Here is a 23503-nt window from a genome sequence, read left to right as displayed (position 1 = left end):
AAATTTATGGTTTTCAGACGGCCTGTTGCTTATGCGGCAAACTATTTGATATGAGGAAAAATAAAACGCATACGCGAAATTTGCATGGAGGCCACTTTCTGCGTAGCGGAGTAATTTTCAATTTTCTCTTGCATTCTGATTTGATGCATATTGCCGTTATAACGGGGAGCCGCGTTTTTAGATTTGTTGACTGTCGGCAGTTCAGCCTCAGCCTTCAAAGCTTCCTCTGCCTCAATCGCCGAAAGTGTAGCCTCATCCCTTACCAAACCGAAACGCTCGATAATGGCATTGGCTTCATCTATATAATGCGATTTGTCCGCGCCATTTTCCAACACCGCATCTTCAAGCACGACCGACAAATGCTTGCCGCAATTTTCGATACGCTCGGCGATGCGCGAATAAACCATCCAACGTTTCAACCTCAATGCGCCTGCATCGTCATTGGGTGAAGCAGCATCCAGTTTAATCAAGCCATAGTGTTTGCCGTAATACAGACGGAACACCAGCTGTTTCAAACCTTCTGTTTCGTCCAGCATCAGATAAAATTCGCGAACTAACAACAGCAAACGGTCGAATGCACCTGCTTTGGACAGATACTCCGGATCATCGGAAGCGAGCGCGTAAATCAGTTTGGACAGCTTGGCGTTGAGTGCGTTATTCATCTTTTTTCCTTTTATTTTTAAGCGATGGATTGTCTTAAGAGCCGTTCCAAAAAATTTGGTTGCATAGCGAAATGTAAATTTTACATGGAAACCAAATCATTCAAAACGGAATAAAAAGTATAAAACGGCAGATTCAAAGGGAATATGCCGTGAATTTTTAAGTGTCTTGCCGTATTTTAACGCAACTATGCTATTTTGTTAAAAAATAGCGCCATCATTTATCTGCCCATCTTCCGTAAAACAATCTGGCAGTCCGACTTCTTCTTGATTAAAATAATTGGCAATAGTCGAAACCTAATAAAGGAACACATCATGAAATGGACAGATACCCAACGCATCGCCGAAGAACTCTACGATTTACACGGCGACAGCATCGACCCGAAAACCGTGCGTTTTACCCAACTGCGTGATTTGATTATGGCTCTGCCTGAATTTGACGATGATCCGGCGCGTTGTGGCGAGCGCATTCTCGAAGCCGTGCAACAAGCCTGGATAGATGAAGCGGAATAACCTTTTCCCTTTTCATCAAACAAGACCTCAGGCTGTTTTTCAGACGGCCTGAGGTCTTTATTAAATCTATTCATACAATTTCGGAAAATTTCGAAATTGACTCATACCAACCTCAAATTTATTATGCAGTCTGACAACAAATAAAAGATATGCAGAAGGTGCATAACCATGAATCACGCTCGAGAAATCGCCGCTTTAAACAACAGCCTTTCTGATTTGAAAGGCGACATCAATGTTTCGTTCGAATTTTTCCCGCCGAAAAACGAACAAATGGAAACCATGCTGTGGGATTCCATCCATCGCCTGCAAACCTTGCATCCGAAATTCGTTTCCGTAACCTACGGTGCAAACTCCGGCGAACGCGACCGCACACACAGTATCGTCAAACGCATCAAACAAGAAACCGGCCTTGACGCAGCCCCCCACCTGACCGGTATCGACGCCAGCCCTGACGAGTTGCGCCAAATCGCCAAAGATTATTGGGACAGCGGTATCCGCCGCATTGTCGCCCTGCGTGGCGACGAGCCACCCGGCTATGAGAAAAAACCTTTCTATGCCGAAGATTTGGTCAAACTGTTGCGCTCTGTTGCAGACTTTGACATTTCCGTAGCGGCCTATCCAGAGGTTCACCCGGAAGCCAAATCCGCACAAGCCGACTTAATCAATCTGAAACGCAAAATTGATGCGGGTGCAAACCACGTTATTACCCAATTCTTCTTCGACGTGGAAAGCTATCTGCGCTTCCGCGACCGTTGCGTGATGATGGGCATTGACGTTGAAATCGTTCCCGGCATCCTGCCTGTAACCAATTTCAAACAATTGACCAAAATGGCCCAAGTGACCAACGTCAAAATCCCAAGCTGGCTGTCTAAAATGTACGAAGGTTTGGATGACGACCAAGGCACGCGCAACCTTGTTGCCGCCAGCATCGCCATCGACATGGTCAAAGTCCTCTCTCGCGAAGGTGTCAAAGATTTCCACTTCTACACCCTCAACCGCAGCGAACTGACTTACGCCATCTGCCATATTTTGGGTGTGCGTCCGCGTTAATAAAACAGACGGCCTCCCCATTCTGATTTACAATATCGAACATTCAGGCCATACCGGCCTGATTAAAAATTCCAACTAGGAGAGTTAACATGACAACATTGCATTTTTCAGGCTTCCCGCGCGTCGGCGCCTTCCGCGAATTGAAATTCGCACAAGAAAAATACTGGCGCAAAGAAATCAGCGAGCAAGAATTGCTGGCTGTTGCTAAAGACTTGCGCGAGAAAAACTGGAAACACCAAGCTGCTGCCAACGCTGATTACGTTGCCGTAGGCGATTTCACTTTCTACGATCACATCCTCGACCTGCAAGTTGCTACCGGTGCCATCCCTGCCCGTTTCGGCTTCGACAGCCAAAACCTGTCTTTGGAACAATTCTTCCAACTGGCCCGTGGTAACAAAGACCAATTCGCTATCGAAATGACCAAATGGTTCGACACCAACTACCACTACTTGGTGCCTGAATTCCACGCCGATACCGAATTTAAAGCCAACGCCAAACACTACGTTCAACAACTGCAAGAAGCCCAAGCTTTGGGCCTGAAAGCCAAACCGACCATCGTCGGCCCATTGACTTTCCTGTGGGTAGGTAAAGAAAAAGGCGCTGTCGAATTCGACCGTCTGAGCCTGTTGCCTAAACTGTTGCCTGTTTACGTTGAAATCCTGAACGCTTTGGTTGAAGCCGGTGCCGAATGGATTCAAATCGACGAGCCAGCTTTGGCTGTTGACCTGCCTAAAGAATGGGTAGAAGCCTACAAAGACGTTTACGCCACTTTGAGCAAAGTAAACGCCAAAATCCTGTTGAGCACTTACTTCGGTTCTGTTGCCGAACACGCTGCTTTGCTGAAATCCCTGCCTGTTGACGGCCTGCACATCGACTTAGTACGCGCTCCTGAACAACTGGACGCATTTGCCGACTACGACAAAGTTCTGTCTGCTGGCGTTATCGACGGCCGCAACATTTGGCGCGCCAACCTGAACAAAGTTTTGGAAACTGTCGAGCCTCTGCAAGCCAAACTGGGCGACCGTTTGTGGATTTCCAGCTCTTGCTCTCTGCTGCACACTCCATTTGACTTGTCAGTTGAAGAAAAACTGAAAGCCAACAAACCTGATCTGTACTCTTGGTTGGCATTCACCCTGCAAAAAACCCAAGAATTGCGCGTTCTGAAAGCCGCATTGAACGAAGGCCGTGATTCCGTTGCCGAAGAACTGGCTGCCAGCCAAGCTGCTGCCGACTCCCGTGCCAACAGCAGCGAAATCCACCGTGCAGACGTTGCCAAACGCTTGGCCGATTTGCCTGCCAACGCAGACCAACGCAAATCTCCATTTGCCGACCGTATCAAAGCGCAACAAGCATGGTTGAACCTGCCTCTGCTGCCGACTACCAACATCGGTTCTTTCCCACAAACTACCGAAATCCGCCAAGCACGCGCAGCCTTCAAAAAAGGTGAACTGTCTGCCGCTGATTACGAAGCCGCGATGAAAAAAGAAATCGCCTTGGTGGTTGAAGAGCAAGAAAAACTGGACTTGGACGTACTGGTACACGGCGAAGCCGAGCGTAACGACATGGTTGAATACTTCGGCGAATTGTTGAGCGGTTTTGCATTCACCCAATACGGCTGGGTACAAAGCTACGGCTCACGCTGCGTTAAACCACCTATCATCTTCGGTGACGTAAGCCGTCCTGAAGCCATGACCGTGGCTTGGTCTACTTACGCACAAAGCCTGACCAAACGCCCGATGAAAGGTATGTTGACCGGCCCTGTAACCATTCTGCAATGGTCTTTCGTCCGCAACGATATTCCTCGCTCTACCGTGTGCAAACAAATCGCACTGGCTCTGAACGACGAAGTATTGGATCTGGAAAAAGCCGGCATCAAAGTCATCCAAATTGACGAACCTGCCATCCGCGAAGGTCTGCCTTTGAAACGTGCCGATTGGGATGCCTACCTGAACTGGGCCGGCGAATCTTTCCGCCTGTCCTCTACCGGTTGTGAAGACAGCACCCAAATCCACACTCATATGTGCTACTCTGAGTTCAACGACATCCTGCCTGCCATCGCCGCTATGGACGCTGACGTCATCACCATCGAGACTTCACGTTCCGACATGGAGCTCTTGACTGCATTCGGTGAGTTCAAATACCCGAACGACATCGGTCCAGGTGTTTACGACATCCACAGCCCACGCGTACCGACTGAAGCTGAAGTTGAGCACCTGTTGCGCAAAGCCATCGAAGTTGTACCGGTTGAGCGTCTGTGGGTTAACCCGGACTGCGGCCTGAAAACACGTGGCTGGAAAGAAACTCTGGAACAACTCCAAGTGATGATGAACGTAACCCACAAACTGCGTGCCGAACTGGCTAAATAATGTGAGTTAGATGAAAAGGCCGTCTGAAAATTTTCAGACGGCCTTTTTTTATTTATCGATATTTACGGCTTCAACAACTTACAAAATCCCTGTCGTTGTATGATGTTCTTCCACTCCTGATGTATACACGTTCTGAGTATGGTGATACACAGTCTCTTTAGTCGTTTCGACAATATGGTTGGCTTCCGACAGAACATCGCTCAATGTCACTTTACTACCGGTCGTATTCACTTTTTTCAGTGCTGCGCCGTTATGGCTATTGCCTTCAGAATACGTGTTGATGTCATTTTCAAAGCGCAGCCATGAATCATACAACTCGCCTTTAATGTCCGTCAGAATTTTGTTGTTGGCCACATTTAAAGATGCCTTACCCTTAGGGTTGGTACTGTGTACGTCTATCAAAGCATCATTCAAATCACCACCAAGTTTCAATGTATTATTGGTGATGTTGTACTCTTTGGCATTGCTCTTTAAATAAGCAAATTCGACGTAGCCGGCAGACTCTTCACGCACGGAAATTTTGTTGTTGTGGATCGTTACCGCCCCATGCATAGCGACATTGCCATGGTGTTCTTCCACATAAACCGGTACCGCGCCTTTCATAATCTTGCCGATATCGGCATCATTGCCGCTGATGGTAATGGTACCGCTGCCCATGCCGTTTTTAGATAAAACACGGTCGTAGGTATCGTTGATGACGGCAATCAGATATTTGGTGGATTCGCCGCTGATCTTGTTGTTTGCCATATTGAGCGTGTAATCCATTTTGCTTTCATGGTTACGGAACTCAATCGCGTAGGTCTGAATATTATTTTGATAAACCGTCAGATTTTTAATGACATTATCGCTGATATCGAAATAACCTTTGTCAGCCGAGTGCAAATCTCTGTATTGGGTATTGGTTTGCACCTGAATACCTGAATACATGTAGTAGTACTTGCCCAAGTCATCATCAACATTCAAACGGAAGCTCGGATCTTGAATAATGGTATTGCCGGTAATTTTGACTTTATCCATAGAAAACTGGCGGTTGTAGGCAACAATACCATATAGCCGGTCACCCGTTAACACATTGTTTTCAATGACAATGCCTGTGCCATCGTGCACATCCAAACCTTTGCGGTAGTTGTGGTCGGTCGTGTTTTTACGGTATGTGATGCCGTAATTGTAGCTGCCGGCAGCCACGGCCATACCGTACCCTGTCCCGCCATCCGCTTCGTGGCCGTTCCAATCCAAACGGTTACCCTCGCCGATAAAGTTTTGTTGGAAACCGATCAGCGCACCGGCAACGCGGTTGTGGTGCAGATACGAATCGACAATACGGTTGTTCTCACCCAAAGGCAGCGCTTCGTATTTTTCATCAATTTCGCCGCTTTGCACGCGCTCTTTAAAGGTCAGCTTATGGCCTTTTTCCGTTTCCAAAGAAGCGGTCGAGGTAAACATCACACCAGCACGGTTGGCACCGGAAACCTCTACTTTGCTGATTAAAGTATTGTCCGCATCGTTCACCAAAATACCGTTTACCTTGCCAAAATAGCTTAAGCCTTTGCGGTAAAAATCAGGGTTGGTATATTGAACCGACAAATCGGCAATGGTTTTATTGTTTTGCCCATCGATCAAGATACCGGCAAATTCTCGGATATCGTCATGGTTGGTGTCCGGATTGAATTCGCCTGTTTGCGCCTTATCAAACGTTACTTTGGTTTTGCCCATGCCCGAACCAAACAAACCACGCGCGCCGGAGACGGTTTTATCCATCACAATCTGATTGGAAATATAGTAAGTACCATCCAAGAAGACCATGGCTTTTTCTTTGTGCGCCGCTTCTAAAGCTGCCTTAAATGCCTGAAGGCTGTCTTTTTTACCCTGCGCATCGGCACCAAAATCATTCACACGAACGTAATTGCCATACTCTTTGGATTCATACACGCGGTATTTTCCGGATAGACCTGCCCTACCTTCGGTATGGTCGTCAATTTTGTTTGCTTTGCCTGAACTGAGGTGGCCGTCGTGGCTATTGATCGCTTTTTTACCGGAAGAAACGCCCGCTATTTTGTCATGGCCGTCTGAATCCTTCAGATTCTTTTTATGGACAATCTCAACGGTTTCTTTTTCTTCGGCAACTCTGTCTTCCGCCTCTTTTTCTTTGCGTGCGGCTTCGAGTTTGGCTTTACGCTCTGCAACCGCTTTTTCGACTGCCGCTTTATGCGCTTCTTTTGCGCGCTCGACCGCCTTTGCTTTGGCAGCGGCAGCCTCGGCTATTTTTTTTGCTTTGGCTTCTTCGTAAACTTTTTGCCTTTCAGCCAGGACTTTTTCCATCGATTGATTAACCGGTTCTTTTGAAACAACGTGTTTGCTCGCCACTTTAGGCGCAATGGTATGTTTACTGGAAACGCTGCTTACAGAAGCAACGCCGGCCCGTGCAACATGCATTTTGGTCACAAGGCCGTCTGAAGATGATGAAGAACTGTCAAATCTTGCTGCCTCCGCCACATGCACCACTTCTCTCGTTACCGTATTTTTACCGCTTAATTGCTTAAGCTCAGGAGAAACCGACGGTATATCCTCCCAATTGTGGGTGTGTATCCATTCTTTTAGAGGAGAAGATGATTTGGAATTTGCTTCAGGTGTGGATGAGCCGTGACGAATGTGGGTACGGCCAAGAGGAGCAAGTTTATGTGACATAATCAGCGTATTTCCTTGTATCGAATATCGCCTTTCCCACCGCACAAGCGTGCAACAAAAAAGCCGATTGATTAAAGAGGTAAGACGGATTCTGTCGTAACAGCAATTGCCTGTATAAAGGCCAAACTGAAGTTGGCCGCTTTGAGAAACTCGGCAGCGTTTCCCCTTCTGCCGGTTTTCTGATTGGAAACGGTCATGGTGTCAGACAGAACCCTTGGATGACTTTATATAGGCAATCTGTCCGCGTACCATGTGTCCGGTTATTTTTGACGGAAATGTATCAGAGTCCCTTTTTAATTGATTAGTTCATCCAAAGTTAAGTTATTTTTGATTTTTATAGCAAAATAAAAATGGTTTTATCTTGCATCGTTTTCCTTTTTGGCTTGACAGAGTGAATCCCGCGAAGCCCAAAAGGAGGGAAATTTTAACACGATATGTTTTTAGCATTCCCTATTTAACTAAATTTACAAAATATACAGAATAAATATCTACAACTGTTTTTAACTTCTTCTAAAAATCAATAAAATTCGATATTTTCAATATGTATTTTTACAACATGCCTGCGCATTATATACCGATTATCTAAAAATACTACCGTTTGTTTAAAAAATTTAGCATTTTATTATCGTTTTCCCCATCAAAAAACCAATAAAAAAGCCGTCTGAAAAAATATTTCAGACGGCCTTTTATATTAACTGCGTTCTACTTAACAAACTTCGACCAACCAGCCGTGTTTGTCTTCTGTCAAACCGTATTGAATGTCCGTAATTGCCTTACGGATTGCATAACCGCGCTCTTGGCTCTTCACTTCGATTTCTTTGCCGTCAATCACGAAAGAAGTTACCGGAGAAATGACCGCAGCCGTACCGGTCAGAATCGCCTCTGCGCCATTTTCCACAGCTGCTTTCAGCTCATCAACGGTAAAGTTGCGTTCGGTAACGGTGTAGCCCAAATCTTTGGCAACAGTCAGCACGGAATCACGGGTAACGCCGTGCAGGAATTCGTCGGTCAACGGTTTGGTAATGATTTCATCGCCATTAATCAGGATAAAGTTAGACGCGCCGGTTTCCTGAACGTCGCCATTCGGGCAGAACAACACTTGGTTTGCGCCATATTCAGCTTTGGCTTTCAACACCCAAGGCATGGCGGAAGCGTAGTTGCCGCCGCATTTCACACGACCCATATGTGGCGCGCAACGGATATGTTCGGTTTCCACCAAGATTTTAACGGGCGAACCGGCTTTGAAATAGTCGCCAACAGGAGAAGCCAAAATGTACAGCAAGGCTGTTTCGGAAGGAGAACCGGCTTTACCGATCACAGGGTCGGTACCGATCAAAGTCGGACGCAGGTACAAAGCGGCAGGCGCGTCAGGGATTTCCTCGGCGGAGCGTTTGACCAATTCGATCAAAGCATTCAAATAAGCTTCCGTTTCAGGACGCGGCAGGTGCAGAATATCTGCGCTTTGCTGCATACGCGCGATGTTGGCGGTCGGGCGGAACATCACGATTTTGCCGTTTGCCTGACGGAATGCCTTCAAACCTTCAAAACATTCGCTGCCGTAATGCAAAGCATGTGCGCCGGGGGCGAGTGTCAGGTCTTTGGAAGATTGCCATTCTACCGGTTGCCATTTACCTTCACGATAAGCGATAACGGGCATTTCAGCGTGGAAAACGCTGCCGAATACAGCTGGGACTGGTCTGCTCATGATGATTGCCTTTCTTATTCTGATTTGTAAGATAATAACTAAAGACTGAACAATACGCCTTTCAATATGGGTTTGACAAGTACCCGTCAGCATTAAAGGCACTCTTCCCATGCCGTCTGAAACATGCCGTCCTATCCGAAATCCGGCAAATCGTTTAAACTGATACCATTTTTCAGACGGCCTGCCCCAACCGCGGCCCACCCGGAGCAACCCATGAAACTCATCTATACCATCATCAAAATCCTGATTCTTCTTGTTTTCCTCCTGCTGGCCATCACCAATACCCACACCGTATCCTTCTTCTACCTGCCCGGCCAAAACGTCAATCTGCCGCTGATTGTCGTGCTTTTCGGCGCCTTTATTATCGGCATCGTGTTCGGTATATTTGCCCTCTTCGGCCGTCTGCTGACCCTGCGCAGCGAAAACAACCGCCTGCGTGCCGAAGTGAAAAAATACGCCCACCTTTCCGAAAAAGACCTGACTCCGGTCAAAACCGAAACACCGGCAACGGCTTCCGACACCGCTCCCAAAGCGTAACGCCACCAATCAATAAAGGAATACCATGGACAACGAATTGTGGGTCATCTTACTGCCCATCGTCCTCCTCCCCGTTTTCTTCGCTATGGGCTGGTTTGCCGCGCGCGTCGATATGAAGACCGTCCTGAAACAGGCCAAAAGCATACCTGCCGGCTTTTACAAAAGCCTTGACGCCCTCGTTGACCGCAACAGCGGCCGCGCCGCGCGCGAATTGGCGGAAGTCATCGACCAGCAGCCGCAGTCATACGACTTGAATCTGACCTTAGGCAAGCTCTACCGCCAACGCGGCGAAAACGACAAAGCCATCAATATGCACCGCGCCCTGCTCGATTCGCCCGACACCGTCAACGAAAAACGCGCACGCGTGCTTTTTGAATTGGCGCAAAACTACCAAAGCGCAGGCTTGGTGGACCGTGCCGAACAAATCTTCCTCGGTTTGCAGGAAGGCGATATGGCACGCGAAGCCCGCCAACACCTTTTGAGCATTTACCAACAAGACCGCGACTGGGAAAAAGCCATCGAGATGGCACAGCTCTTAAGCCATGACGAACAAACCTACCAGTTTGAAATCGCCCAGTTCTATTGCGAAATCGCCCAAGCCGCGCTGTTTAAATCCAACCTCGACGCCGCCCGCTACAACATCGGCAAAGCGCTCGAAGCCAACAAAAAATGTACGCGCGCCAACATCATTCTCGGCGACATCGAATACCGTCAGGGCAACTTCCCTGCCGCCGTGGAAGCGTATTCCGCCATCGAGCAGCAAAACCACGCCTATTTGAGCATGGTCGGCGAGAAACTCTATGAAGCCTATGCCGCACAAGGCAAACAGGAAGAAGGCCTCAACCGCCTTATCGGCTATATGCAGACCTTTCCCGATCTTGACCTGATCAACGTCATCTACGAGAAAGCCCTGCTGCTCAAAGGCGAAACCGAAGCGGCGCAAATCGCTGTCGAACTTGTCCGCCAAAAACCCGACCTCAACGGCGTGTACCGCCTGCTTGGTTTGAAACTCAGCAATATGAATCCGGAGTGGAAAGCCGATACCGATATGATTCGTTCCATTATCGGCCGCCAGCTGCAAAAAAGTGTCATGTACCGCTGCCGCAACTGCCACTTCAAATCCCAAGTCTTCTTCTGGCACTGCCCAGCCTGCAACAAATGGCAAACCTTTACGCCGAATAAAATCGAAATTTAATCAAGCGTTAAGCATTAAAAAAAGGCCGTCTGAAATCTTTTCAGACGGCCTTTTTATTACAAAATATCAAAGCGGTTCAAAACATGGCTTCACACACCGGCAATATTTGCTCAACAACGCTGCTCTGCCCATGCCAACGCCGCTACAATCTGAGCCTCAACATCGGCATTAAACTCGCCGGCACGGTATGCATCGCGCAATTCCGTGCGACGGGTTTCATCTGCCGCAATTTGGTTCAACACCACTTGCGGAAACTCGCTAAACACAGGCCCTGCTTCTTCATGTCCGATTAAAAACAGCGCAGGGATTTTTTGGTTGGTACGGACGATTTCCTGTTGGCGCGGATTATCGAAACGGCTGCTGTCGTCAAAATCACTGCGGGCAATATAGTTGACACGGATATTGGGGTTCAACTCCGCCATTTTCTGAATAAACGGCACAAACACGCGGCAATCGGGACAATATGGTGCAGCGGCAAGCAGCCAGTTTTGCGGACGGCTGATCTTTTTGACCGCCGCTGCCGTTTGCACCGACAGCTCGGTCGCCTGATAAAGCTGCTGCTGTTTCAATTTGTCTTCTTCGGTATCAAAATCCAAATATTCTGTATAAGTGGCCATGCTTTACTCCTGTTCTGTTGCATTGTTTTTCCCTGCCGCGCTGTTCAAAAGCGGAACAAGCAGATTGACGACAAGGTTTTCAAATAACGGCTCTTCAAGCGGCGCTTCGTCCGAATGACCAAACACCAGCTTCACTTCGGTATATTCTTTCTGCGCTTTGTTCATTTTATTACCGTTAAAAACCTCATAGGCTTTTCTCAAGGCGGCATCCCAATCTTCTTTCTTGCCGTACTCCTCCGCCGCGGCAAGGCTAGTTTTGGCGAAAAACGGCAAGGGGGTATTTTGTCCGATTCGGAAATATACCAACCATTCTTTCAAAAGCTCTCTCGCGGCCTCTTGCCCGATGGCGGCATAGGTTTCGGTCTGTCCCAGGCTGATGATATGGGTTTGTCGGTTGGCAACGGATTGAGGGGCGACGGCGCAAAAAATCAAATGCTCCAATAAACGGGCAATGCGGTTGGGCGCATTGTCTTTTTGGTTTTGGAACACAATGTGGCCGCATTCGTAAAGATTGCCGATGGTGCCTTGTACAACCAAGTCGTCAAAGTGTAATTCATAAGGTTCAGACGGCCTTTTGTCACTGCGTATCAGCTCGGCATCTACGTTTTTCGCAGATATTTGATACTGCTTCTGCCATAAACCGCCCAACTCGCCTACCGGCATCAGGCTTTCTGCATTCAGCCGAATGGCCGTATCTTCAAAATCTTCACCTTTGCGCCGCGCATCCAAATAGGCATCGGCAATCCGGCCTTCATGTTGCGGCTCAAACGGTTCGGCAGATTCCCATGCGCCGTCCAAATACGGCTGATCCCAGCTTAAATTTCTCTTCAGCCAAACTTTGACAGGGTTGCGCCAAAAACTGATAAGCTCGCCCTGCTGAATGGTTTTGTCCGGTTCTTCCTGACTTAAAGCCTCAAGGAAAAACGGCTGCGCTTCTACTGGCGGTTGGTTCAGCGCATCGGCGTAATCTTGGCGCGTACTGAAGAGGCCGTCTGAAAGCGCGTCCTTTTGGAAATAACGGCGCGAAAACGCCTGCAAAGGATGATGTTTCACCCATTTCTCCGCCAACTCGCGCCCGCTTCTCCCCGTCATGGCGGCAATAGTATCCAGCAGCTCGCTGATTAACGAAGACGGTGCAAACTCGGCATCATTGCGTATATCGCGGCCGATATAAGACAAATACAGCATTTCGCGCGCGCTAATTAAGGCTTCGAGGAAAAGATAACGGTCGTCGTCGCGGCGGGCGCGGTCGCCTTTTTTCGGATGTTTGGCAATCAGGTCGAACACCGCCGCTTTGGTATTGCGCGGAAAATCGCCGTCATTCAAACCCAACAGGCAAACCATTTTAAACGGCAGGCTGCGCATCGGCACCATACTGCAAAAAGTAATGCCACCGCTCAAAAATCCGGCTTGGCTTTCACTGTCCAAAAAGCGGCGGATATGGCGGATAACGGTTTTACACGGCAACAATCCGTCAAATTCGGCCAACTGCGCCTCTTCCTGCCATTTCGCCAAAGACTGCTCAAACTGCTGCTTGGCGTATTGGTCGTCCGTATCCGGAGCAAACAGTTTCTCCAGCAAATCGCGGCAACGCTGCACCCAGCCTTCCACATCGGCAGGCTCTTGCCATTGCGCCGCCATATCGGCCAAAGTACGGATAAATTCGGCAAAACCGCTGAACACGTCCAACTGGTTGACGTTGCTATGCCACGCGCTCACGCCCTGCCACATGCCGTTGCCGCCTTCGGGCAGCATCCAGCCCAAGGCCAAACGCTCTACTGCCTGCTGCCAAGTAAAGAGGTTGTCTTTACCCTCTCGCATGGTTTGGTCCAAACCCCAATGCACATTCAATCCGGCAACAGCCTCATGCAGCAGCGGCACATCTTCCTCGCTCAAACCGAAGCGTTGCAGCACCAACCGACTTTCCAGCAAAGGTAAAACCTTGTCCACTTCAAACCGGCTTTCCAGCAAGTCCAACGTTTGCGCCAAAGCATACAGCAAGGGCTGACGGCGGCTGAGTTTCACATCTGAAATCGAATACGGCAACGCCTGACTGCCCGCCTGCTCCTGTCCAAAAACGGCTTCGATAAACGGGCTGTAGGGCTCGATGTTCGGCGTCAAAACGGCAATATCGTGCGGCTGCCAGTCGGGATTATTTTGCAACACCAGCGACAGCTCTTCTTTCAAAATCTGCAATTCGCGCAAAGGGCTGTGCGCCGCAACGATTTTGACCGAGCCGTCGTTCAACAGCTTGTCCGGCTCGACACACACCGGATTGCCGTCCGCATCGTGGACTTGAACCCAAGCCTGCTGCGCGTCTGCTTCGCCTTCTTCCTGTTGATATAAGCGTTCAGACGGCATGATTAAGTTTTGGATATCGTTTTGCAGGCAATGCAACAAGGTATCGTCTTTTCCCTCTTCATAAACCTGAATATCCTGCTCGGTTTCCACTTCCGACAGAAAATCAAAGAAATCGCGCCCCTGCTTGCCCAAAGAAGCCAACAGCGGATGCCCTGCCTGCGACAAATCCGCCTCATCGCCCCTTTTCAAAATCTGTGCCTCGTCAATGACCTCGCCCCAATATTGGCTGCTCGGATTGAGCGCAAACACAAAAACATCGCAATGCTTGGAAATTTGGTGCAGCAGTTGCAGATACATCGGCGCCATTGTCGAAATGCCGAATACAAACAACCTTTGCGGCAAGACCGATTTATCCAACTGCGCCAACAATTTTTCCCACAAGGCCACGCGGTGCGGCGCCGATTGGCTGCCATCGTCCAAATAACGCCACAACCGCGCCTGCCAATCCTCATCATCGCCCAAGCCCAGCAGCTTCCCTGCCTGCCACGCATCAATCCAATCCGGCCGGTACACCAAATATTGGTCGAAAATATCCGCCATTTGTCCGGCAAGCTGATAATCCGCCGATGCCGAGCTTTGTAAATAACTTGCCAGCTTCAGGCGCACGTTTTCGTATTCCGGGGCCGTCTGAAACGCTTCGCTGCGGAACAAATCCAGCAAACGCCAACGCATGACCTCAGGCGAAAACGGGCTGAGCGGCGGCACATCGGGAACCAATTTACGCATCAGCTGCCACGCCAAACCGGCCGGCAGGCTGAACTTCAAATTCGCCGCCACGCCGAGTTTGCGCGCAAAAAACACATTCAGATACCGCCGCATCCCCTGGCTCTGCACCACCACTTCTTCCTGCGCCAATACCGCATCCAAAGGCAAGGCCTGATGAATATGCGCGCACATTTCGGCAAGCGCTTCCAAACGGTCGGACTGATAAAGATAAAACATAGCAGACAATCTAAAAAACAATTGCCCACATTATAATGCCATTAGGACAAATGCTTCAGCAGAAGCAGCAAACAAAAACACAGGCCGTCTGAAACACATCGCTTCAGACGGCCTAAAACAAAACAAATCCATCGGCGGCCAATTATTAATTATTTATCGACCCCCTGTACAAACCGGCTTCTCCTATCCTATAATTCCCCACATTCGGAATGTAGCGCAGCCCGGTAGCGCACTTCGTTCGGGACGAAGGGGTCGGAGGTTCGAATCCTCTCATTCCGACCAAATACAAAACCTGCTTGAATCCAAGCAGGTTTTTTACATTCGGCAAGCCTATACTTCCGGCGGAGGGAAAGGCGCGCCTTCGGGATGTTTGTAGCGGTTGTACATAAACAAATATTGTTCCGGAAAACGGCGTATCCAATATTCGGTATTTTCATTGATCACGCGCGCATCGTTCTCCTTATCGCCGTTCAATTCGCCGCGCAATGGCTCGATGTGCAAGACAAAGCCTTTGCCGTCGGGCAGACGCTCGCCGCAGAAAAACAAAGCTTTCACACCTTTGACTTGCGCCAGCTTGCCCGCCAACGTCATGGTGTAGGCAGGTTTGCCGAAAAAGTCCACCCACACGCCGTCGCCGCCTTCTTCCGGAGACGGCACATGGTCCGGCAACACAATGGTCGCTTCGCCGCCGCGCAGGGCTTTGATGATTTGTTTGACGCCCTGAATACTGGTCGGCGCAGTCTTGCCCTTGCCGCGCACGCGCCCTGCCTGCATCACCGCATCAAAAGCCTTGATTTTCGGCGGCTTGTACATCGCCGTCAGCGGAAACGGCAGCTGCTGGCTGATGTAGCGGCCCGCCAAATCATAGCTGCCGATGTGCGGCGTGATAAACAGCAAACCTTTGCCCGCGCTCAAGGCCGTCTGAACATGTTCCCAACCGTTGACGCTGACAAACAGGTTTTCAATTTCTTCAGGCCGTCTGAAAAACGCCACCGGCAATTCCAAGCCGCCTTTTGCCGTTTCACGGAAAACTTTTTTCACCGCCTCGTCCGTCGGGTTCAAACCGGCAAGTTTCATGTTTTCAAAAACACGCCGGCGATCTTTCGACAGCACGCGAAAACCCAAACCGCCCAGCAGGTTGCCTAATTTGTGCAACCAAGCCAAAGGCAGCGCGGCCAAAAATTTAAAAACAAAGGTAACAAGCGTTTGCATAAGGTTTTACCAAAATGAAGTGGACAGATTGTAAACGAAACAGGCCGTCTGAACAAAACCGACTTCGGGCAAATATATTGCGGCACACCTGCTTTTCTGCTACTATCCGCGCTGCATTAAGAGTTGGGAATTCCATGCCAACCTGCTTTTCAAACGGAAAGGTAAGGTGGACGGTTGAAAAACCGATGTGGCTCGCCAGAGCAATCCAAACCCGCTTAATGCGGGAATTTTTTTGCCTGTAAGAAACGCGCAACAGGATTCCGAAACAGCAGGCAAGTGCGAATGTTTCTCACTTGTATAGAGAAAAAGCGGAGTTTTTGTTATGATTTCCGCTGTCCGAAATAAAAGGCCGTCTGAAAACACAGCAGCCTGTTTTTAATGAAAGAATAGCAATGAGCGAATATCTGTTTACTTCCGAATCGGTATCCGAAGGCCATCCGGATAAAGTTGCCGACCAAGTATCCGATGCGATTTTGGATGCCATCTTGGCGCAAGACCCCAAAGCGCGTGTCGCCGCAGAAACCTTGGTCAACACAGGCTTGTGCGTATTGGCAGGCGAAATTACTACCACCGCCCAAGTGGACTACATCAAAGTCGCACGCGAAACCATCAAACGCATCGGCTACAACTCCTCCGAGCTGGGCTTTGACGCCAACGGCTGCGCAGTCGGCGTGTACTACGACCAACAATCCCCCGACATCGCCCAAGGCGTGAACGAAGGCGAAGGCATCGACTTGAATCAAGGCGCAGGCGACCAAGGTTTGATGTTCGGCTATGCCTGTGACGAAACCCCTACCCTGATGCCGTTTGCCATCTATTACAGCCACCGCCTGATGCAACGTCAAAGCGAATTGCGCAAAGACGGCCGCCTGCCTTGGCTGCGTCCTGATGCCAAAGCGCAACTGACCGTGGTTTACGACAGCGAAACCGGCAAAGTAAAACGCATTGACACCGTCGTCCTGTCCACCCAGCACGATCCGTCTATCGGTTACGAAGAGCTGAAAAACGCCGTGATCGAACACATCATCAAACCGGTTCTGCCGTCTGAAATGCTGACCGACGAAACCAAATACCTGATCAACCCGACCGGCCGCTTCGTCATCGGCGGCCCTCAAGGCGACTGCGGTCTGACCGGCCGTAAAATCATCGTCGATACCTACGGCGGCGCAGCTCCGCACGGCGGCGGCGCATTCTCCGGCAAAGACCCGTCCAAAGTGGACCGTTCCGCCGCTTACGCCTGCCGCTATGTTGCGAAAAACATCGTTGCCGCTGGTTTGGCAACCCAATGCCAAATCCAAGTTTCCTATGCCATCGGCGTTGCCGAACCGACTTCGATTTCCATCGATACTTTCGGCACCGGCAAAATCAGCGAAGAAAAACTAATTGCCTTGGTTCGCAAACATTTTGACCTGCGCCCCAAAGGCATCGTCCAAATGCTCGACCTCTTGCGCCCGATTTACAGCAAATCTGCCGCCTACGGCCACTTCGGCCGCGAGGAGCCTGAATTTACTTGGGAGCGTACCGATAAAGCAGCCGCATTGAAAGCAGCCGCAGGCGTATAAAACGACGATAAAGGTCGTCTGAACAGGCATTTCAGACGGCCTTTTTTACATCTAAATATTCAAAACCTCTTTACGAACGACACATCGTATTTTCACAAAACAGCGTAACAAATTTTAGATTGCCATGCCGCCTGTGTGAATCTACATAAATAAATTTGAAAGAATGCATCATGAAAAAATGGCTGCTGGCTGTTTTACCTGCCACCGCACTGGCTGCTCCGCCTCAAGGCTTTTATCAAAATTACCAAGACTGGGACATTGCCTGCGACAATACCGGCACCTGCCGTCTTGCCGGATATCAGGCGGACGAAACAGAAACGCCGGTTTCCATCTTGTTTACCCGAAAAGCGGGGGCGAACGCCGCCGTTGCCGGCGAAGTTTCCCTGCTGCCGTTTAACGACGATGATAGGCAACTCGCCCGTGTGGCGGCCCGCAACGAATTGATGTTGAACGGCAAATCACTGGGCAAATTGGCGTTGAACAAAAAAGGCCAAGGCAAATTGAACAGCGCGCAAACCAACGCCTTGCTCGAAGTGTTGAAAAAAGAAAGCAAAATCAGCATCCGCGCCGGCAAATATGAATGGCACTTGTCCGACAAAGGCGCGGTGGCGGCGATGTTGAAAGCGGACGAATTCCAAGGCCGTCTGAACACGCCTTCCGCGCTGATACGCAAAGGCAACAGCAGTCAGGCAGTCCTCAGCCCGCAGCCCAAACCCGTCATCCGCGCCGTTGCCGTACCGAAAACAGCAGGCGATATACTGGAACAAGACACACCGCGCCACAGCGCCGTCATGAAGCTGCTGCGCAACAGCAACCGTGTTTCTGAAGGCGACGATAATTACTGTTACGCCCTGCACAATAAAGAGCAAATGGATTGGAACCGCAGCCTAAATATTTATCCGCTCAACAAACAACAAGTTTTAGTGGAGGCCGTCTGTATCGGCGGAGCCTATCAAACCAGCGGCTACTATGTCATTGCCGACAAAAAATTAACCAAAATCGAACAAGTACTGCCACCAATGACATACGGCGGGCACGGCGGATTCGATGAGAAAACAGCCACCCTTAGCGGCAGCTTCAAAGGCCGCGGCATAGGTGATTGCTGGTCGGGCAATGCCGCAGTGTGGGACGGTAAAACGTTTGTCCGCAGTGAGGAACACACCACCGGTTCATGCAAAGGCTTCACAGGCGGCGCATGGCTGATGCCTATTTTTGAAGCCCGTGTTGAGCGTTAAAAGACACGGAATATTTACGATAGAAAGCAAAGGCCGTCTCAAAATTCCCGTTTTCAGACGGCCTTTTTCCTTATACAATAGCCACTTGAATTTCTATATACATTCTGAATAAAGGATACGGATTATGTTCGGCAAACAACTTTTTGAAGAAGTCAGCTCCAAAATCAGCGAAACCATCGCCAACAGCCCTGCCAAAGACATGGAAAAAAACGTTAAAGCCATGCTCGGCAGCGCGTTCAACCGCATGGATTTGGTAACCCGAGAAGAATTCGACATCCAACAACAGGTTTTGATTAAAACCCGTACCAAGCTGGCCGAATTGGAAGCCCGTTTGGCCAAACTCGAAGCCGCCCAAGAGCCTGAAGAAGCTGCTTTGAAAGCTGCCGAAGAAGCTGCCGAAGAAGCAGTTGCCGAAATCGCACAACAAACCGAAGCCGCCGAATAAGGCCGTCTGAAACATGTCGCTTGCTTTGGTTTACAGCCGCGCCTTAAGCGGTATGAACGCGCCGTTGGTCGAAGTGGAAGCCCACCTTGCCAACGGCTTGCCACATTTCAATATCGTCGGTTTGCCCGATACTGAAGTCAAAGAAAGCCGCGACCGCGTGCGTGCCGCCATCATCCAAAGCGGCTTCGACTTCCCCGCCAAGAAAATTACCGTCAACCTCGCACCGGCCGACCTCCCCAAAGAATCCGGCCGTTTCGATTTACCGATTGCCTTAGGCATTCTTGCCGCATCGGGACAAATCAACCCTGAAAAGCTCGCGCAATATGAGTTTGCCGGAGAATTGGCGCTGTCCGGACTGCTGCGTCCCGTACGCGGCGCGCTGGCCATGGCATGGCAGGGAATGCAGGCCGGCCGTTCGTTCGTCTTGCCGCAAGAAAATGCCGAACAGGCTGCCGTCATGCGTGGCATTGCGGTTTATGGCGCACGTTCTTTGGGCGAAGTGGCCGCCCATTTAAACGGCATCGAACCGTTGACACAAACCGAATGCAAACTGCCACAAAGGCCGTCTGAACAAAGTAAAATACCCGACTTAGCCGATGTCAAAGGCCAACATACCGCCCGCCTCGCCTTGGAAATCGCCGCAGCAGGCGGACACAGCCTGCTGATGATGGGCCCTCCGGGTACAGGCAAATCCATGCTTTCGCAACGTTTGCCCGGTATCCTTCCGCCTTTGACCGAAGACGAATTGGTCGAAGTCTGGGCATTGCGTTCGCTCCTACCCAACCATCAACAGCAACTCGACAACAACCGTCCTTTCCGCAGTCCCCACCACAGCGCCAGCTCGGCCGCCATGGTCGGCGGCGGTTCAGACCCGCGTCCGGGTGAAATTTCATTGGCGCACCACGGTGTGTTGTTTTTAGACGAATTACCCGAGTTTGACCGTAAAGTATTGGAAGTATTGCGCGAACCTTTGGAAAACGGCGAAATCCATATTTCCCGCGCCGCACGCCAAGCCGTTTATCCGGCCAAATTCCAGCTCGTCGCCGCCATGAACCCCTGCCCTTGCGGCTATCTCGGTCATCCGTCCAAACCTTGCCGCTGCACGCCTGAAAGCATCGCCCGTTACCGCAGCAAAATTTCAGGGCCATTACTCGACCGCATTGATTTAACCATCGAAGTACCCAGCCTTTCCGCTGCCGAGCTGATGCAACAAGAAGCCGGCGAATCCAGTGCCGCCGTATTAGAACGCGTTACCGCCGCGCGCAAAATCCAATACGGCCGACAAGGCAAAGTTAATGCCGAATTGAGTGTCAGCGAGCTCGATGGCAAAGCCCGTATCCAAAAAGAAGCGCAAGAAGCCTTGGGAACCATGCTCGAAAAACTGTCCCTTTCCGCTCGAAGCTTCCACCGCATCATGCGCGTTGCCCGTACGCTGGCCGATTTGGCAGGCGACGAAGAAGTCAGTAAAACCCATGTGATGAAAGCCATCGGTTTCCGTCGCGCCCTCTAACTTTTCAGACGGCCTGAATCTTTATGTTTAAGTAAAACTAGAGTAAACAAAGCATCAGGATTTTGCCGTCCATAACGGTTATTGATAAAATATCAAATTCAAACTCAGACAGTCTCCCTTCAGGCCGTCTGAACCCATTATTACAAGGTAAGTCATGAAAAAATCTACACAATATGGTAAAGGCTTGGCCGGTTTCTTTTTCGGCCTGATACTGGCAACAGGTATTATTGCCGGTATTTTGTTCTTCCTGAACCAAGGCAACCAAAACGTTTTCAAAGAGCTGACCCAGCCTAAACAAAGTGAAGAACCTGAAATCCTGAAGCCTCAAGACAAAGCAGAGAAACGCCCTGCCACCGACAATTCGTCTAGCCAAGCAGATGAAGAAAAAGCCAAAGCTGAAAAAGAAGCGGCGGAGAAAGAAGCCAAAGCAAAAGAAGCGGCTGAAAAGGCTGCCAAAGAAGCTGAAGAGAAAGCGGCACAAGCAGAAAAAGAGGCTCAGGAAAAAGCCGAGCGTGAGGCCAAAGAAAAAGCGGATAAAGCTGAAGCAGAAAAAGCCGAACGCGAAGCTAAAGAAAAAGCTGAAAAAGCCGCCGCCGACAAAGCCGAACGTGAAGCCAAAGAAAAAGCTGCAAAAGCGGAAGCAGAAAAAGAAGCCGCCAAGAAAAAACTGGCCGAGAAAAAAGCCGAATTAGAAAAAAAACGCGCAGAAAAAGCCAAAGCTGAAAAAGAAGCTGCCGATAAAACTGCAAAAGACAAAAAAACGGCCGACCAACTGACCGACAAACAAAAAGAGCGTGCCGAGCGCAAATTGGCTGAGAAAAAAGCAGCCGAAGCCAAAAAACAAAACAAGCCGACACCTGAGCAAATCCTCAACAGCGGCAGCATCGAAAAAGCACGCAAAGCTGCAAATGCCTCTGCAACAAAAGAAAGCAGCAACGCCGCTGGCAAACAATCGGCAGAAAAAACCGAAGCAGCTGCCAACAGTGGTAAAAAGGCATTCCTGCAACTTGGTTCATATGCAGACCGCTCCAGCGCAGACTCACAACGTGCAAAATTGGCTATTTTAGGTGTGTCTTCCAAAGTGGTTGAATCGCAAAACGGCGACAAAACCATTTATCGAGTTCAAAGTAACACCATGCCGCAGGAAGCCGCTGTGAAACTGCAAAAAAACCTGCAAGGCCATAATATCAACAGCTTGATTCGTTCTACCAAATAATGGAATCACTGATGAAGCAGCGTATGAAACAAACCATTGCCGCACTCAGCCTGAGCCTGCTCAGTCTGAGTGCGCAGGCTGCTATCGAAGGCGTGGACTATACCGTTCTTAGTCGCCCTATCCCGCAGCAGCAAGCCGGAAAAATTGAAGTGCTAGAATTTTTCGGCTACTTCTGCGTCCATTGTTACCATCTCGATCCGGTTTTGTTGCAACACAGCAAAACCTTCGCCAAAGATGTTTCCTTACGGACAGAACACGTCGTTTGGATGCCTGAAATGTTGGGCTTGGCCAAGGTAGCCGCTGCCGTCAATATTTCAGGTTTGAAATATCAGGCCAATCCAGTCATCTTCAAAGCCGTTTACGAACAGAAGATTAACTTGGCTGATGCAAATGTATTCCGCACATGGGTCGGCAAACAGACAAGTTTTGACAGTCAAAAACTGCTTCAAGCCTACAACAGCCCTGCTGCCGCATTGGCTGCTGCAAAAATGCAGCAATTGACGGAAACTTATCGAATTGAAAACACACCAACTGTCATTGTCGGTGGTAAATACAAAGTCAATTTCAACGGTAGCGACTGGAAAGCCGGTATGAAAACCATAGACGAACTCATCATTAAAGTCCGCCGCGAACAATCCTCAAAACCACTTTAACTATTCAACAAAAGAAAGACGGCCTCAAGGCCGTCTGAAAACTTATGGACATTCTGATTTTATTTAAAGCACTTATTCTCGGTATCATCGAAGGTTTAACCGAGTTCCTCCCCATTTCAAGTACCGGTCACTTGATTGTATTCGGCAACTTAATGAATTTCCGAAGTAACGGAAAAGTATTCGAAATCGCCATCCAGCTCGGTGCCGTATTAGCCGTCGTATTCGAATATCGCCAACGATTTACCCATATCATAAAAGGACTAGGCAAAGAGCGAACAGCCAATCGATTTGTGCTGAATTTATTTATCGCGTTCATCCCTGCTGCGATTGTTGGCCTCTTATTCAGTAAACAAATTAAATTGCATCTTTTCAACCCGATTACCGTTGCTACCATGCTGGTATTGGGCGGCTTCTTCATTTTATGGGTTGAAAAACGCCAAACAACAGCCAAACCTAAAGTCAACCATGTCGATGATATGCGCCCAATTGACGCATTTGTTGTAGGATGCGCCCAAATTTGTGCCCTTATCCCTGGGACATCACGTTCAGGCAGTACCATCATGGGTGGTATGCTGTGGGGGCTGGAACGTAAAACGGCTACCGAATTTTCATTCTTCCTTGCCGTACCAATGATGATTGCGGCAACAGGTTACGACATCTTAAAAAACTACAAACTCTTTACCTTGCAAGATGTCGGACAAATTGCCATCGGTTTTATCGCAGCATTTATCGCCGGTTTATTAGCAGTAAAAGCTTTGCTGAAATTTGTTTCCAGTAAAAACTATGTTCCTTTTGCCTACTACCGCATCGTATTCGGTGGTCTGATTCTCCTTACTTGGATGCTAGGCATAGTCAGCTGGAGCGAATAATCGCTCCCTTCATTCTCCTCAAAGGACGTGCCCGCGCACGTCCTTTTTCTTCTCCTTTATCCGCGTCCCCCCTTTAGATCAGATTTCTACCCCGTAAAAGGCCGACACTCCGCATCATTACCCCTAAATATCTCCTCGCCGTCCGCACAGCTACCCTTCCCCTTCATCTTC

At 49.4% G+C, this 23503-nt stretch carries 18 protein-coding genes, 1 tRNA gene and 1 riboswitch; of the genes, 13 read left to right on the top strand and 6 right to left on the bottom strand.

The features are described 5' to 3' along the window. Positions 1–41: 41 nt before the first annotated feature. Positions 42–662, bottom strand: coding sequence for a hypothetical protein (locus ACTHRY_RS08790; protein ID WP_049323819.1), 621 nt, complete (start codon positions 660–662; stop codon positions 42–44). 312 nt (positions 663–974) lie between these two features. On the opposite strand from ACTHRY_RS08790, the gene iscX reads away from it, so the two are divergent. The 3 genes from iscX (at position 975) to metE (ending at position 4588) form a co-directional block, all read left to right on the top strand. Next, entirely contained in the window at positions 975–1172 is a 198-nt protein-coding gene (iscX, locus tag ACTHRY_RS08785; protein WP_003682097.1) for a Fe-S cluster assembly protein IscX, read from the top strand. Positions 1173–1340: 168 nt separating this feature from the next. Continuing rightward, positions 1341–2222, top strand: a complete 882-nt coding sequence (metF, locus tag ACTHRY_RS08780) for a methylenetetrahydrofolate reductase (protein WP_049323818.1) — start codon at positions 1341–1343, stop codon at positions 2220–2222. An 89-nt stretch (positions 2223–2311) separates the two neighbouring features. Next, positions 2312–4588, top strand: a complete 2277-nt coding sequence (metE, locus tag ACTHRY_RS08775) for a 5-methyltetrahydropteroyltriglutamate--homocysteine S-methyltransferase (protein WP_003745555.1) — start codon at positions 2312–2314, stop codon at positions 4586–4588. 78 nt (positions 4589–4666) lie between these two features. Here the strand turns inward: metE and ACTHRY_RS08770 are convergent, their stop codons facing one another. Further along, positions 4667–6907: a right-handed parallel beta-helix repeat-containing protein gene (locus ACTHRY_RS08770; RefSeq protein ID WP_049323877.1), complete on the bottom strand. Its 2241-nt coding sequence runs from the start codon at positions 6905–6907 to the stop codon at positions 4667–4669. A gap of 1072 nt (positions 6908–7979) precedes the next feature. Beyond that, on the bottom strand, positions 7980–8978 hold the full coding sequence (ilvE, locus tag ACTHRY_RS08765) for a branched-chain-amino-acid transaminase (protein WP_049323817.1): 999 nt from the start codon (positions 8976–8978) through the stop codon (positions 7980–7982). Positions 8979–9191: 213 nt separating this feature from the next. On the opposite strand from ilvE, the gene ACTHRY_RS08760 reads away from it, so the two are divergent. Both ACTHRY_RS08760 and lapB read left to right on the top strand, forming a co-directional pair. Next, positions 9192–9515, top strand: a complete 324-nt coding sequence (locus ACTHRY_RS08760) for a LapA family protein (RefSeq protein ID WP_049323876.1) — start codon at positions 9192–9194, stop codon at positions 9513–9515. A 25-nt stretch (positions 9516–9540) separates the two neighbouring features. After that, on the top strand, positions 9541–10710 hold the full coding sequence (lapB, locus tag ACTHRY_RS08755; RefSeq protein ID WP_049323816.1) for a lipopolysaccharide assembly protein LapB: 1170 nt from the start codon (positions 9541–9543) through the stop codon (positions 10708–10710). Positions 10711–10820: 110 nt separating this feature from the next. Here the strand turns inward: lapB and ACTHRY_RS08750 are convergent, their stop codons facing one another. Further along, complete coding sequence (locus ACTHRY_RS08750) at positions 10821–11327, bottom strand: thioredoxin family protein (protein ID WP_049323815.1); 507 nt, start codon at positions 11325–11327, stop codon at positions 10821–10823. Between the two features lie 3 nt (positions 11328–11330). Next, entirely contained in the window at positions 11331–14630 is a 3300-nt protein-coding gene (gene recC / locus ACTHRY_RS08745; RefSeq protein ID WP_049323814.1) for an exodeoxyribonuclease V subunit gamma, read from the bottom strand. A 205-nt stretch (positions 14631–14835) separates the two neighbouring features. Here recC and ACTHRY_RS08740 point away from each other — a divergent pair. Continuing rightward, positions 14836–14912: transfer RNA gene (locus ACTHRY_RS08740), tRNA-Pro, on the top strand. Between the two features lie 48 nt (positions 14913–14960). Here ACTHRY_RS08740 and ACTHRY_RS08735 read toward each other — a convergent pair. Next, the gene (locus ACTHRY_RS08735) at positions 14961–15842 is read right to left on the bottom strand and encodes a lysophospholipid acyltransferase family protein (RefSeq protein ID WP_049323813.1); all 882 of its coding nucleotides are present in this window, start codon (positions 15840–15842) and stop codon (positions 14961–14963) included. 108 nt (positions 15843–15950) lie between these two features. Continuing rightward, a riboswitch (SAM-I-IV-variant riboswitch) is annotated at positions 15951–16061 on the top strand. Between the two features lie 173 nt (positions 16062–16234). Between ACTHRY_RS08735 and metK the strand changes: the two genes are divergently transcribed. The 7 genes from metK to ACTHRY_RS08700 all read left to right on the top strand — a co-directional run bounded on the left by metK (position 16235) and on the right by ACTHRY_RS08700 (position 23332). Then, positions 16235–17404, top strand: coding sequence for a methionine adenosyltransferase (gene metK, locus ACTHRY_RS08730; RefSeq protein WP_049323811.1), 1170 nt, complete (start codon positions 16235–16237; stop codon positions 17402–17404). A gap of 170 nt (positions 17405–17574) precedes the next feature. Beyond that, entirely contained in the window at positions 17575–18639 is a 1065-nt protein-coding gene (locus ACTHRY_RS08725) for a DUF1176 domain-containing protein (protein WP_440374195.1), read from the top strand. Positions 18640–18763: 124 nt separating this feature from the next. Next, positions 18764–19084: an accessory factor UbiK family protein gene (locus tag ACTHRY_RS08720; protein ID WP_049323809.1), complete on the top strand. Its 321-nt coding sequence runs from the start codon at positions 18764–18766 to the stop codon at positions 19082–19084. 13 nt (positions 19085–19097) lie between these two features. Next, positions 19098–20594, top strand: a complete 1497-nt coding sequence (locus ACTHRY_RS08715; protein ID WP_049323808.1) for a YifB family Mg chelatase-like AAA ATPase — start codon at positions 19098–19100, stop codon at positions 20592–20594. 154 nt (positions 20595–20748) lie between these two features. Then, positions 20749–21810: an SPOR domain-containing protein gene (locus tag ACTHRY_RS08710; protein WP_049323807.1), complete on the top strand. Its 1062-nt coding sequence runs from the start codon at positions 20749–20751 to the stop codon at positions 21808–21810. Between the two features lie 11 nt (positions 21811–21821). Continuing rightward, positions 21822–22463, top strand: a complete 642-nt coding sequence (locus ACTHRY_RS08705) for a thiol:disulfide interchange protein DsbA/DsbL (protein ID WP_049323875.1) — start codon at positions 21822–21824, stop codon at positions 22461–22463. A 44-nt stretch (positions 22464–22507) separates the two neighbouring features. Next, on the top strand, positions 22508–23332 hold the full coding sequence (locus ACTHRY_RS08700; protein WP_049323806.1) for an undecaprenyl-diphosphate phosphatase: 825 nt from the start codon (positions 22508–22510) through the stop codon (positions 23330–23332). Positions 23333–23503: the final 171 nt, after the last annotated feature.

The sequence above is a fragment of the Neisseria sp. P0004.S004 genome (assembly GCF_051963335.1).
Taxonomy (GTDB): domain Bacteria; phylum Pseudomonadota; class Gammaproteobacteria; order Burkholderiales; family Neisseriaceae; genus Neisseria.
The sequence above is the reverse complement of the archived record's forward strand: the minus strand, read 5'-3'. Positions and strand labels throughout refer to the sequence as shown.